Here is a 13,526-nt window from a genome sequence, read left to right as displayed (position 1 = left end):
ATTTATAGGAGTGGTACCAATGAAAATTTACGTTGATGCAGATGCTTGTCCTGTAAAAGATGTAATTATTTTTGAAGCTAAGAAGGCAGAAATTCCCGTTACCCTCGTTACTAGCTTTTCTCATTATTCTAATGCGGAACAGCCAAAAGGTGTGGAAACAATATATGTTGATTCCGGAGCAGATGCTGCAGATTACCGAATTATGCAGTTAGCAAAAAAAGAAGATTTAATCGTAACACAAGATTACGGTCTTGCTTCGCTCGCTTTAGCAAAAGGCTGTATCGTACTACACCATAAAGGCTATAAGTATACGAATGATAACATTGAACAATTGTTACAAACACGATATTTAAGTGCAATGGTTCGAAAAAGTGGTAAACGTACAAAGGGACCGAAACCATTTACAGCAGAAGATAAAGAAAAATTTAGAGCGCTCTTTAAAAGTATGATCGCACTGTAGAAATGAACCGTCTATTTGTAGAGAAAGATAAGAAGAGAATATCCAAATGAACATTCTCTTCTTCAGGTTTACCCGTTTAAAATGCAGGTAAATTATCTAAGTTATTTTCTTTTATTCCATCAGGTTCACTACGTATAATATCTCTTCCATACTTATGAAATACGTCCACATGAGCTAACTTCCCTGATTTTGCTTCACTAAGGGCAGTCATATAATCTAACTCTCTCCCGCTACTTGTTTTAAACGCTATTAAATCCCCGTCATCATTTTTACGAACGGCAACTATTTGTTCTGCCCCTGAATTGCCTTCATGGTCTACTTCAAATTGAGCTTGCTCTTCTCCTTGATGTAAATAATCATTATAAACTTTTTCAAAGTCTTTTTTGTCCATAAAACTCACCTCCAACACATTTTATTAGTATGGTTGAGGAGCGTTGGTTTTATGTGCTTTTCTCTTAGCAAAATGTATTTTTAGTACCTACGCAAACCCATCAAAGTTTCCAATATATCATCTGTAAAGGCTGTACTACCCTCTGCCTCTAAACCTCTGAAGTATAAACTTCTTAGGAAAGATCTAATATTTTGTACTAAAATAGCATGCTGCGGATGTCGGATATCTTCAACAGTTGCTATACTATGTAGCCAGTTGCTCCACTCTTCTTCAGTTAAAAGCTTTTGGTTATGTAACGACATAATTGGCTTTACTAATCTCTCATCCTCAAAGTGTACATATACGTAATCACTCAATCGAACCTTCTGACGAACAGCTGCAAGAATCGCATATGAAAACTCACGATTTTGTATTGTACGAGCTAACGCATCGAGCGCATCCGCTGCATGTGCAGTAGAGTGTGCCCATCCTTTTCCTTCTACGTAGCCTCTTACATCTTCTTCTAAATATACATATTCCAGCACTTGTTCTGCTACACTGTACAGTTGTTCTTCCGATAACAACGGTTCTCTTTCATGAACAGATAAAATAAGTGGTGGAATTAATACGGAGAATGCACGTTTAAAAACAGAGTCTGTACCCTTTTCACCAATTTTATAAAATAAATAATCAGGACTAATTGCTTGTAGCATTAATCCTCGTAATTCTTTTTGTCTAAACACATTATTTGTAATCCATGTATGAAGCGTACTATAAATCAAATCATCACGTAATTCAGCATCAGGTGATCCAATATAATCTAGCATCCACTGCGCATACGGATATGCATCTACGTCTTCTGGTACAGCATAATTATTATTTTTAATTTGTAGTAGTTCTTCTTTTAATTCTAGTACTTCATTCATTATATTTCCTGTCCCCTTTTTTCGTTTTTTTATTGCCTTATCCCCCGTTTTTACTTTCTAAAGCTAATATAATTATACGAGAATTATAACTATTAATAAAAGGCTATACATATACTTTTGATTGTGTATTACATTCGCTCTTGAAATATAACTTCCGGATTTTCTAAATCACTATTCTGAAATAAAACATCCGCACACTCTTTCGGATTATGCTCATCTATATACATTTTACAAGCCGCATGATACCTGCTCAAAAACATTTTCTCTGCTTCTTCATAACTTCCAAAAGCTTCTGTCTCCCGCTTCGCACCACGTTTTCTCGCAATCTCAAAATCTGTATCTACAAAAATTTTGTAATCAAATAAATACTCAATGTCTTTTTTCAATAGAAATGTTCCATCTACTATGAGTACCATATTGAGTTGAGCGAGTATAGGCGTATTATATACTGGAATATCCGTTATTAAGTTATGAGAAATCGTTTCATACTGTAAATTCCCATTAAGTCCCAAAGGCTTTAATAGTCTTTCTTTGAAAGCTGTATAATCGTGTGCATCTTCATAATACCCTCTTGCAGATTCTTTACCTTGTGCATAACGAATCACTTTTGGGTTATGAAAATCGTCAATGCTAGCGCGTGTTACTGGTAACCCTCGTTTTTTTATTTCTTCCGCTAATTCGTTTGCAAATGTTGTTTTTCCTGATGCTGTAATACCGCTTACTCCAACTCTTGTCGGATGGATTAAATTTAATTTTATAATATGATCCACTATTTCTTTCATACGTTGTTTTCGATTCATGATATTTCCTCCTACAATAAGTTTGCATAATATAATTATGATCAATAATTTATGTTACTATTTGTCGGTAAATCGATATCTTATGTCGAATCGTCTATATATCGAAAAAATCGTTGATATATTATGATTGGCTTACTTCCCCTTAAACCCTCGATACAATGCAGTCCGTAATTCTTGTTTGTATTCTTCAATTTCTGGCATATCGAGTTCTTCTGCTAGTCTGATAGCTAATTCAATATCATACGGTACACGTACGAGTTGAATGGAAAAACTCGCTGCTTCTTTTTCATTGTAAGATCCTTCGAATATTAAATAAGAAGCTTGTGTAATTTCAAGAGGATTTCCTACGCTACCAGCATTACATAACGTTTTTCCTCTGAAGTTTTGAACGAACGCTTGGTGAACGTCACCGTAACAAACGACATCTGGTTTTCTTTCTCCTTCTATATTCTCCGTGAGCTCACTGTTTTCGAACATACTCATACGCTCTTCTCTTGAAGCGTGTGGTTGTATTCTTTCATATAAACTTCTCGGTGAAGCGTGGAACATACGAATCAGTTTGCCGCTCATAAAAAATTCGATTGAAAATGGTAAGCTTCTTAAATAGTCATTTTGTTCTTCTGATAATTGTTTTTGATGCCATTTTAACGCTTCAAATTCAGTCGGTTTTGTAATAAAATCATCCCAGTTTCCCATTACGACTACTTCACATTCTTTACGAATGATTTCAATTACTTCGCTAGAATGAGGACCTTTTCCTACTAAATCTCCAAGACAAATAATGCGTTCGATTCCTCTTACTTTAATATCTTTCAGTACAGAATCTAATGCCGGAATATTACCGTGAATATCTGAAATTACTGCTATTTTATCCATATGAATCCCTCCATTACTTATAGTTTATTATATCCTCATGTTGTGATTGATACCATTTTGGAATATAGGATGAAAAATGATTATGATCTTCTAAAATTCCGTTCAATCTTGCCTTCATATCATCTACTAAATGAGGCGTACTTCGGTTTGTCCATACGATATCAGCTGGGAATGTCATTGCTGCATATAAGGAGTACAGTTTCCAAAAATGAAGTGACGGTTCTCCCCCGCAATAACCACGAACTTGTCCAACCGCAAACGGTTTGCTTATTCTTGTAGTAAAAATCGCTACGTTATAAAAATCGTGAATTGGATCACCAAAATCATATCCACCAAAATCGATAACGATAAATTCCTTATTATGAATCATACTATTTGCTGGATGGAAGTCATCGTGTAAAAATGTGATTGGACGATTTTTTAATAAGTCTTTATGATTTTCTACAAAGGTTAATACTGGCTTCAAATCTAGAAAATTCACTTCGTAATCTGCTAATGCCTCTATGTATTTTTCGTATTTATTCCATCTAGATGTTTCCCATTTATCACTTGCACTTTCTCTTTCAATTGAGTGAATTCGCTTTAATACTTCTCCAGCTTTTCTTCCCGCATAATACTGTTCTTCCGCCGATAGCTTCCCTAAACCTTCTTCACCATTTACACCTTGGGCCCATTCAAATACTTGAACACATTTATTTAATTCCTCAAGTTTTATGAAATGAATTAACTTAGGCGTTGGAATATATAATGACTCTAATTGTTTCATATACGCATATTCTTCTTGTTTATGTTCAAAATGAACAGCATCACATACTTTCACAAAATATGTTACTCTGTTTTCTAATTCCATTTTATATTTCTCTTCATGTGAAAAACCTTTTGAAATAGCTGTACACTTTACAATACGAGGCCATTCTAGTTTTCTCTCTATCTCTCTAATCATTTCTTCCAAAGCATTCACCTCATTAATATATGTACAAACTACCTAACACTTCATGCTCTCGTTTATTTTCTCCTTTAAATTCCACTGCAAATGGATATTCGCCATGATTCTTTATGTATTCTTGCACTAGACCTTCTCCAACCGGTTCACAAAACTGTACTTGAATGTCACCAAACGATACATTTTGACACTCCGTATTCCATTCTTCATTTTTCACGACTGGGCTTGCAGCTAGCCCCATGACTGCTTTCCATTTCCGCACTGTTTCTCGAACATTTTTCACTGCGTAATGAATCGTTTCAATTTGTTGTACTTTGTTTTTATGTTCAGTGATCGTCCCAATGTTACGTAAATCGTTTCTTCTTTCTTCGTCTGTTTCATTCCACTGTATAAAGAAGGGGAATTTCGGTCCGTTTTCCTCTTGCTTTACAAATAACATTTTCCATTCTAAAAGGCGGCCATCTTTCCTCATACGTTTTCCTTCAAATGGTCCTATCGTATGTAAACCGTGCTTACTAAACTTAACTGCTAGCTCTTCAATGGCATCTGTTCGAATTGCGATTTGTAGCATCCCTTCTCCACCTTGTAATTTCACTACTGTTTCTTGTACTAATGGATTGTCTGCTTCTTTCGCTTTTTCTTCATGCTGAACTGCTAAAAACTCTATATACGATAAATCAAAATAACATAAACTATTCCAAGTACCCCAGTTCGTATGTTCTCCACCTATTGTAGTATGGAATCCATGCGCCTGCATTTGTTTTGCCGCTTCCTTCGGTGTACAATTCACTGCGTGTACGAGATGATCAAATCGTAACATGTCTTTCTCCCCTTTCTCTCCATCCTTTTATTGTATATTTTATTTTTCTTTCATTCAATTCAAAAAACTTTAAAACCTAGTTGATTTATACGATTAATATGTATTATAATGAAACAAATTTAATTATTGCTGATTGGAAAAACCAAAGGCACTTTTCTCATACGGGAAAAGTGCTTTTTTCATTTATTATTACAGGGGGATTATTTATGCAGAAATTAATTGTCTTTGCTATTATTGGATTTTTCGCTCAATTGATCGATGGAGCGCTTGGAATGGCGTATGGGGTAACATCTACCTCGCTATTGTTAATGTTTGGTATCGCGCCGGCTGTAGCTTCCGCTTCTGTTCATTTAGCTGAAGTCGTTACAACCGCCGCTTCTGGTGCATCTCATATCAAATTTGGAAACGTTGATAAATATACAGTTTCCAGATTAACATTACCCGGAGCAGTTGGTGCATTTATTGGGGCATGTTTTTTAAGTAATTTACCTGGCGATGTCATTAAACCGTACATTTCCGTATTTTTATTTACTTTAGGGGTTTATATTTTATTACGATTCATCATTCAAAAACAAATTGTTACTTCCAAAAAGCGCATGTCTGCCAAACAACTTGTGCCACTCGGCTTATTCGCTGGATTCGTCGATTCAACTGGTGGCGGTGGCTGGGGTCCAATTACGACACCTGTACTGCTAGCAAGAGGAAATGAAGCTAGAAAAGTTATTGGATCTGTAGATACGAGTGAGTTTCCTGTTTCACTCGCTGCAACAATTGGTTTCTTCATCTCACTTGGCTGGGAACAAGTAAGCTGGGTTTGGGTATTCGCCTTAATGCTTGGCGGTATTGTCGCAGCTCCAATTGCCGCATGGTTAGTACGTATCGTTCCACCTCATTTACTTGGGGTATTAGTTGGTGGCCTTATTATCTTTACGAATATTCGTACACTACTTACAACATTTAAAGTGGATCCAACTATTATTTCACTTTCTTACGTGGCAGTTGGTCTTGTCGTTATTATTTCTATTTTCATTGCTGTCCGTAATCATTCCAATCGTTCTAACGCATCAACAGGCGGCTATCCGAAAGATCAAAAACAAATGCTACCATAATGATAAAAAATACCGCTCGAACTATATCGAGCGGTATTTTTTATTTTTCTATTTTCCAATTAATCATCGTATCTGTTGTATCTACTCTCTTCATATGTAATTTCTCTAATACACGAATTGAACTACCATTTTCAAAGAGTGTCTCCGCAATAATTGTATCTACCTTTCCTGTCTGGAAAGCCCACTTTATTAATTCATCTACAGATTCTGTAGCATACCCTTTATTCCAATATTTCTCAATAAAACCGTAACCAATTTCTACTGTACGTTTCTCGTTCGGTTTCCCTTTAAATCCTATATCCCCTAGTACGATGTTATCTTCTTTTCGAATGACATACCACGCACCCCACGGTAATAAATCCTTATCTTGTTTTATATTTTCTACATGCCCTGCAATATGCGGGCCGCTATTGTATCCTTGATTCTTCGCAATCTGAACCCATTCTTCCGTACACGGGATAATATGTAATCTTTCTGTTTTTAATTTCATAACGATGTCCCCTTTTTAATTAAACAGTACTTCAATTTTACTACAAAAAGAAAGAATATTCACTCTTTTTATTTACACATATGTTTTTTCTTTAGAACAAAATAAAAGAAGTGATACCCTTCAAACGTTATGTCGAATTATATTTTCTGAATTTTCTTTTAATTTTAAAGGGTTTTTCAATATTTTTTGCGAAACATTTGTATAACAATTTTTTCTTTGCTTATTGCTACATAATAGTAGGTTCGGGTGGAGTTATGCAAGCGTTTCCTATACAATAACCGATATTTTTTGACTTTTTCTAACAAAATCCCTTGCAATATATTCAGAAACTCATTACAATTGCCATATATTAAATATCTTAGCAATATATAAATCCTCATCAATCCGATGAGGTAGAGGTTGCGACTTTTAAGAGTAAAACGGACGAGACACAGAGAATGTCACTGACTCCGTTTGAAAGGAAAAGTTGCCGAAGTTTGTATTTCTTCTCTGGAAGTATGAGCTGGGGCTGTCTCCGAAAGGAACAGAACTGTCACGTTTACAAAATTACCGTGTAAACGTGGGGTGCTATCTTAACGGAAGGGTATGATGGGGTGGTTATTTGTGAAACGTTCCGCCTAATTCCTTTGGCGGTTTTTTGTATTTTTCTCCCCCGCTCCTTCCTAACCTACAAGAAAAGGAGTGTTGAACATGAATAGCGCAACAAATCAATCTACCTCTAAAACGCAAACTACACAAGGACAAGGTGAATTAAAACGCGGATTAAAATCTCGTCACCTTACGATGATTTCTCTCGGTGGTACAATCGGTACCGGACTATTTCTTGCCAGCGGTGGTGTAATCCATTCAGCTGGTCCTGGCGGTGCACTAATCGCATACGCCGCAATTGGAATTATGGTGTATTTCTTAATGACAAGCTTAGCTGAACTTGCAGCTTACATGCCTGTTACTGGATCTTTTAGCACGTATGCAACAAAATTTGTTGATCCATCACTTGGCTTTGCACTTGGATGGAACTATTGGTATAACTGGGCGATTACAATTGCGGCAGAACTAGCGGCCGTAACATTAATTATGAAATTTTGGTTCCCTGATACCCCTTCCCTCATTTGGAGTGGATTATGCTTAGCTATTATTTTTCTCTTAAACTATTTATCTGTTAAAGGTTTTGGTGAATCTGAATATTGGTTCGCACTTATTAAAGTAGTTACTATTATTATCTTCTTAGTTGTCGGCTTCATGATGATTTTTGGAATTATGGGCGGCGAATCTGTCGGCTTTAAAAACTTCACTGTTGCAGATGCTCCATTTAACGGCGGTATCATGGCAATTATCGGTGTATTTATGGCTGCTGGTTTCTCCTTCCAAGGAACTGAATTATTAGGTGTAGCTGCTGGTGAAACGTCTGATCCAGAACGCAATATCCCAAAAGCAATTCGTTCGATCTTTTGGCGCATTCTTTTATTCTATATCCTTGCAATTCTCGTTATCGGTTTATTAATTCCTTATACAACTGAAAGTCTTGCAGCAAGTGATGTTACAGTAAGTCCATTTACACTTGTATTTGAAAAAGCGGGCGTTGCCTTTGCTGCTTCTGTTATGAACGCTGTTATTTTAACGGCAGTTTTATCTGCTGGTAACTCTGGCATGTACGCATCAACTCGTATGCTTTGGGATTTAGCTCGTCAAGGAAAAGCACCGAAGTTTTTAGGTAAATTAGATAGCCGTGGTGTACCTGTTAACGCTCTAATCGCAACATCAGTAGTTGGTAGCGTCGCTTTCATCGCTTCTTTATTCGGTGACGGTGTTGTATATATTTGGTTATTAAACGCTTCTGGTATGTCTGGCTTTATCGCATGGGTTGGTATTGCAATTAGTCATTACCGCTTCCGTAAAGCATATATCGCACAAGGAAAAGATTTAAAAGACTTACCATATAGAGCAAAATGGTTCCCATTCGGTCCAATCTTCGCATTTACACTTTGCGTCATCGTAATTTTAGGACAAAACTACGGCGCATTTATGGGTGAATCAATCGATTGGAACGGCGTACTCGTTTCTTACATCGGTTTACCGCTCTTCTTAGTACTATGGTTAGGATATAAATTTACAAAGAAAACAAAAGTGATTCCACTTGATAAATGTGAACTAAAATAAAGTAGAGCGAGCAAACAATTTTGTTTGCTCGTTTTTTTTACAATTCTCTTTACTTCCCTATTTCTTTTGTTTTTGCAATAATAAAAGAAATAAAAATAAAGGTTGGGATACAATGAACATTCGTATTACTGATGAAGCAAAGGCAGCTATACATAGATTAGAACGTGAAGATAAAAAGATCATTCGCATTAGAGGAACAATGACAAACTCTTGTAGCATTTTCGTTGATGTTGATTTAGTTTGGGATACATACAATGCAGATGATATTGTATATGAGGATGAAATGCTTATTGTACAAATGGACTCATTCATGAAAGATTACACTGGTGATACAGTGAAACTTGATTATAAGACGACTGGTTTTAGTATTACGACTCCTAGTGAGACGTTAGTTTATGGATTGTCGATTAAAAAATAAAAATTATTTTCAACTGATCAATGAGGTGAAAAAATGGGTAAATACGTTCCATTAAAATTTTTATTTAATGATGAATTAGCAGAAAAAATGGCTGATTCTATTTGTAAACACGATTCTACTTTCTCTAAAAAAAACTTTATAGCCTCCGTAACATGTAAAGTTGAAGGTTTAGAGTTAAAGCAACGGATTGAAGTAATAGCAGATGAATTACACAATGCTTTACAAAAAGATTTTAATGAAGCAATACATATATTACTGAAAACATTGGGACCAGAAAATACAACAGAAGTAGGTACATTTACAAACGGCTATATGTACATGCCTATCGCAAAATACGTTGAAAAATATGGGCTTAACGATTTTGACTCCTCATTCCATGCAATGTATGAAATAACAAAAAGGAATACTGCTGAATATGCCATTCGGCCTTTTCTTGAAACGTACCATGAAGACACACTAAATATTTTACAACAGTGGATTCATGACGAAAACAGCCACATTAGGAGATTAATTTCTGAAGGTACAAGACCAAGACTTCCTTGGGCAAAAAAAACAGGAGCTCTAAAAGGTAACTTTAAGAACAATTTACAGCTTCTTGAACCATTAATGAATGACCCTTCTAAGTATGTTCAAAAATCTGTAGCCAATCATATTAACGATATTACGAAGGAAGATAAAGAACTCGTTTTTCAATGGTTGCAGCAATTACGTGATAAACAGCATCCTGTTAACCCTTGGATTATAAAACATGGGTTAAGAACGGTGATAAAAAATGGTACTTTACCAAAAGATTTTTATTTTTAAGTATTTTTAAATGAAAACGGCCAAAACAAAAACGCTTATGCTTCAAGAATGAAGTATAAGCGTTTTTTCTCTTTAAAACATTATCCCTGCCTTAAAATATTTTGAAACATTTCCGGTTTATTTTGTTTAAAACTCTCTATTATTTCTTTTCCAAATATCGTTATACTCTTCTCCCAAGGATGGCCTAAATACCCCCACTTAAAGTCTTTCTGAATAAAGAAATAGTAATCACCATTCGGAAATATTGGTATACGCCACTCATAAAATTCATTTCTTTCAAACTCTAAGTGTGGATTTACCCAATAACACTCATGTTGCCAATCTAGTGCCATCATATATTCATTCAATGCTGTATTCTCTTTGAAAACTTTTAATGCTTTTTCTTCAAGTTCATCATATACATTTAAATCTACCGATTCTCCAAAATAATGAGAGATGTCATATGTGATAAACGGTCCTGGTACTTTAAACGATGGAAATATTGAAACACTTGGTGAAAATTCATAGTCACTATATACTTTATCCCAAATTCGATCGTACTCTTTATCTGTAAACTCAATCCAATTTTTCATTAAATATCTACCTTCTCTTTATATTTCAAAGGAATTCCTCTCAAAAATCCCGAATATATAAATAATCATTCTCGCAAGGAGCGAATTTATATGCATCTATTCGAACACGAAACGTAAATCCGTTTCACTTTTATAAGAGGTCCTCCTTTTTACTTTTCTCATCATACCATTCATTTACAAAATAGGAGGGTACAATTATGAAACGTGATCCATTATTTTTAACTTTATTAGACAGTGCAAATACAAATTTTAGCGGCTGGGATTTTTCTTTCATTTCAGAAACGGGTCGAATGAAAAGTGAGCCTTTATCGTGGTCGTACGGTAGCACTGCTTTCCAGCTTATACAACACGCAAAATCAATGCTAGATATGGGCACTGGCGGTGGAGAGCTTTTATCTATGTTACAACCGTTCCCGCCAACTATTTATGCTACTGAGGGCTACGCTCCAAACGTGCCAATTTCCCGAAAGAAATTAGAGCCTTTAGGGGTTATTGTTGTAGAAGTAAAGGATGATGATGCCCTACCGCTTCAAGATGCTCAATTTGATTTAATTGTGAACCAACATGAATCCTATGCTGCTTCTGAGGTAAACCGAATCCTTTCTCCTAATGGAATATTTCTTACACAACAAGCTGGTGGTCTTGATTGCGCAGAACTTAATAAGCAGTTTGGCACACCACTAAATAGCGAATTTGCAAGTTGGTCACTCGAAACTGCCTGTAATGAGCTAAAGGAAAATGGATTTACTATTTTAGATGCAAAGGAAGAATTCCCTCTTCAACGCTTTTATGATATTGGCGCTATCGTCTATTATTTAAAAACGATTCCGTGGCAAATTCCTGATTTTACTGTCGAAAGGTATTATAAGGAACTATATCGTATACATGAAATCATCTTGCAAAAAGGATATTTTGATGTGAAGCAACATCGATTTATCATTAAGGCGATTCGTGAATAACGGAAAAGAGGTGGCAAAGCCACCTCCTTTTTTGTTCCGTTTACATATATTCTCTACTCTTTCACCATAAGAAAAGTTATATCATCCCATTTCCTCTCTAATTGTAAAGTAGTCTTGTCAACGCTAGCCCCTGTTAACAGATCATATCCTTCAATCTCAGCTACCAATTGTTTCGTTTTACTCTTTGGATTCATATCTTTGTATAAGATGTATAACTTATTACCATGTACTTGTATATCAGAAATCCCTTTGTCCTCTCTAGTGATTTTTGTATTTTTGTCACTTTGTAATGAATATGAACGTATACTGTTCAAGTTCTCATCTAGCTCTTTCACTTTTTCATCCTGATCTAAAATATAAACCTTATTATCAATCACCTGCACTAGAATAGGTATGAATTGTTTTTCATCTAAAATCGTTTCTTTTTCTACTACTCTAGTTTTCGGGTTTATCATCATTAATTTAGATGGTAACTTTTGATTTACATTATCACTCAATGCGAGTAATAATTTATCATTATACTTTTGAAAAATTATTTTTTGAGCAGTTGGTGCAAAATACACATTTTCATTAGGAATTTCAAATTCGTTTGTTTTTTTATTTGTGACCAAATCTATTTCAGAAATATATACTTTGTCTAGCGTTTGTGAAAATGCGTATATATGATTATCAATAATATGCGCACCTTGAATCGTTCCCTTTAGTTCTACACTCTCTTGCCTTTTGTCACTATCTTTCCAGTATACAAGTTCACTTGTATATCCCTTCTTTTCGTCTACCAATCCAATATTCACATCATAATATACATATCCTTGTTCTGCATGGATGAAATATGCCCCTGCGTTTACATCTTGTAATTCTTTAGGTCTATTAATCCCTTGTACCTTGCCTGTCTTATTTATTGCATAATGATTGTTATTTCTATTTGATGAAAAGTAGTATCCCTTTTCATCTTTTGCATTGCTCATCATACTTTGACCATCTACTTCCATTTTACTAATCGTATTTCCTTTCTTATCATATGCATATATGTAACTACCGGCTTTCATGGCATTTGAATAGGATACTAGATAGTCCGCTTGTTGAATGTTTTTAAGTTCTTTACCGCCATTAACATTTTTAGAACAACCTACAAAAAGAAACATTGTACATATTATAACTTTGACTAAGGAAATATATTTCTTTAGCATGTAATCACCTCACATATATAGTGAAAGCAATCGACAAATAAATGCCGATTGCTCTATTAAAATATTCTCTACTAGTTTATAAGAGTGATGTTTTCATACCTTTTTCTATTGAGAAACGAGTTGTTTTTCATATCGTTTGTTGGCATCATCTTCTGTCAAAAATGAAGTTGTGTAATTAATAATATTCCGGTTATCATATGTAAATATATGCTCTAATTTGTTATCTTCCGTTAATAATATTGGTAAGTATTTTGGTAAATTGCTAACTACACCTCTATTATCACAATCTAATATCCAATCAAGTTCTTTCCATTCTAATAATCCTTCCGCCGTACTTAATGGCGTGTCCATATGTACTCCATCTGGCAGATGAGCAAGGAATACATACATCCCTTCACTACCCCGATGCTCGTCCTTACTCTTAAAAACCACATTCCCTTTATACGATACACTTGGAAGATCTATGCCTGTTTCCTCAAGCGTTTCTCTAATTATTCCTTCATATGGCGTTTCATTATCTTCAATTTTTCCACCAACACCATTCCACATTCCCATATTCGGCTTTTTATTTCTATTCAATAAGAGTATTTTATTTCCTTTTCTAATGAAGCAAATTGTGTACTTATACATAC

The 13,526-nt window shown here is 35.1% G+C and carries 16 protein-coding genes and 1 riboswitch; of the genes, 6 read left to right on the top strand and 10 right to left on the bottom strand.

The features are described 5' to 3' along the window. Positions 1-19 precede the first annotated feature (19 nt). Positions 20-460 carry a YaiI/YqxD family protein gene (locus DN390_RS08735; protein ID WP_060631373.1) on the top strand — a complete coding sequence of 147 codons (441 nt, stop codon included), beginning with the start codon at positions 20-22 and terminating at the stop codon, positions 458-460. A gap of 76 nt (positions 461-536) precedes the next feature. Here DN390_RS08735 and DN390_RS08730 read toward each other — a convergent pair whose 3' ends face one another. The 6 genes from DN390_RS08730 to DN390_RS08705 form a co-directional block, all read right to left on the bottom strand. Further along, the gene (locus DN390_RS08730) at positions 537-851 is read right to left on the bottom strand and encodes a DUF3892 domain-containing protein (protein ID WP_060631374.1); all 315 of its coding nucleotides are present in this window, start codon (positions 849-851) and stop codon (positions 537-539) included. 80 nt (positions 852-931) lie between these two features. Further along, positions 932-1,756 (bottom strand): DUF2785 domain-containing protein, encoded by an 825-nt coding sequence (locus tag DN390_RS08725; protein WP_147807146.1) that lies wholly within the window; start codon positions 1,754-1,756, stop codon positions 932-934. 128 nt (positions 1,757-1,884) lie between these two features. Continuing rightward, complete coding sequence (locus DN390_RS08720) at positions 1,885-2,556, bottom strand: nucleoside/nucleotide kinase family protein (protein ID WP_147807145.1); 672 nt, start codon at positions 2,554-2,556, stop codon at positions 1,885-1,887. Positions 2,557-2,688: 132 nt separating this feature from the next. After that, positions 2,689-3,432 carry a metallophosphoesterase family protein gene (locus DN390_RS08715; RefSeq protein ID WP_097950267.1) on the bottom strand — a complete coding sequence of 248 codons (744 nt, stop codon included), beginning with the start codon at positions 3,430-3,432 and terminating at the stop codon, positions 2,689-2,691. A gap of 13 nt (positions 3,433-3,445) precedes the next feature. Continuing rightward, positions 3,446-4,384 (bottom strand): aminoglycoside phosphotransferase family protein, encoded by a 939-nt coding sequence (locus tag DN390_RS08710; RefSeq protein WP_147807144.1) that lies wholly within the window; start codon positions 4,382-4,384, stop codon positions 3,446-3,448. A gap of 13 nt (positions 4,385-4,397) precedes the next feature. After that, complete coding sequence (locus DN390_RS08705) at positions 4,398-5,195, bottom strand: VOC family protein (RefSeq protein ID WP_147807143.1); 798 nt, start codon at positions 5,193-5,195, stop codon at positions 4,398-4,400. 98 nt (positions 5,196-5,293) lie between these two features. Here DN390_RS08705 and DN390_RS08700 point away from each other — a divergent pair, with 98 nt between their 5' ends. Beyond that, positions 5,294-6,304, top strand: a complete 1,011-nt coding sequence (locus tag DN390_RS08700) for a sulfite exporter TauE/SafE family protein (RefSeq protein ID WP_147807142.1) — start codon at positions 5,294-5,296, stop codon at positions 6,302-6,304. A 40-nt stretch (positions 6,305-6,344) separates the two neighbouring features. Here DN390_RS08700 and DN390_RS08695 read toward each other — a convergent pair whose 3' ends face one another. After that, positions 6,345-6,794 carry a GNAT family N-acetyltransferase gene (locus DN390_RS08695; protein ID WP_147807141.1) on the bottom strand — a complete coding sequence of 150 codons (450 nt, stop codon included), beginning with the start codon at positions 6,792-6,794 and terminating at the stop codon, positions 6,345-6,347. A 385-nt stretch (positions 6,795-7,179) separates the two neighbouring features. Continuing rightward, positions 7,180-7,372, top strand: a riboswitch (Lysine riboswitch). A 112-nt stretch (positions 7,373-7,484) separates the two neighbouring features. Between DN390_RS08695 and DN390_RS08690 the strand changes: the two genes are divergently transcribed. From DN390_RS08690 to DN390_RS08680, 3 genes are all read left to right on the top strand, one after another. Then, positions 7,485-8,951 (top strand): amino acid permease, encoded by a 1,467-nt coding sequence (locus DN390_RS08690; RefSeq protein ID WP_001083390.1) that lies wholly within the window; start codon positions 7,485-7,487, stop codon positions 8,949-8,951. Positions 8,952-9,063: 112 nt separating this feature from the next. Next, positions 9,064-9,369: an iron-sulfur cluster biosynthesis family protein gene (locus tag DN390_RS08685; protein ID WP_097959355.1), complete on the top strand. Its 306-nt coding sequence runs from the start codon at positions 9,064-9,066 to the stop codon at positions 9,367-9,369. Positions 9,370-9,402: 33 nt separating this feature from the next. Then, entirely contained in the window at positions 9,403-10,173 is a 771-nt protein-coding gene (locus DN390_RS08680; RefSeq protein ID WP_000521685.1) for a DNA alkylation repair protein, read from the top strand. A gap of 80 nt (positions 10,174-10,253) precedes the next feature. On the opposite strand, the gene DN390_RS08675 is transcribed toward DN390_RS08680, so the two are convergent. Then, positions 10,254-10,745 carry a DUF2716 domain-containing protein gene (locus tag DN390_RS08675; protein WP_000800378.1) on the bottom strand — a complete coding sequence of 164 codons (492 nt, stop codon included), beginning with the start codon at positions 10,743-10,745 and terminating at the stop codon, positions 10,254-10,256. Between the two features lie 197 nt (positions 10,746-10,942). Between DN390_RS08675 and DN390_RS08670 the strand changes: the two genes are divergently transcribed. Beyond that, entirely contained in the window at positions 10,943-11,704 is a 762-nt protein-coding gene (locus tag DN390_RS08670) for a class I SAM-dependent methyltransferase (protein ID WP_147807140.1), read from the top strand. A 53-nt stretch (positions 11,705-11,757) separates the two neighbouring features. Here the strand turns inward: DN390_RS08670 and DN390_RS08665 are convergent, their stop codons facing one another. Then, entirely contained in the window at positions 11,758-12,894 is a 1,137-nt protein-coding gene (locus tag DN390_RS08665) for a hypothetical protein (protein ID WP_147807139.1), read from the bottom strand. A 105-nt stretch (positions 12,895-12,999) separates the two neighbouring features. Next, positions 13,000-13,524 (bottom strand): NUDIX hydrolase, encoded by a 525-nt coding sequence (locus DN390_RS08660; RefSeq protein WP_147807138.1) that lies wholly within the window; start codon positions 13,522-13,524, stop codon positions 13,000-13,002. Positions 13,525-13,526 lie beyond the last annotated feature (2 nt).

Origin of the sequence: Bacillus sp. SH7-1 (assembly GCF_008042405.1) — a bacterium.
Classification (GTDB): Bacteria; Bacillota; Bacilli; order Bacillales; family Bacillaceae_G; genus Bacillus_A; species Bacillus_A thuringiensis_N.
Note: the sequence above shows the minus strand (reverse complement) of the source record. Positions and strands in the feature narration are given on the sequence as shown.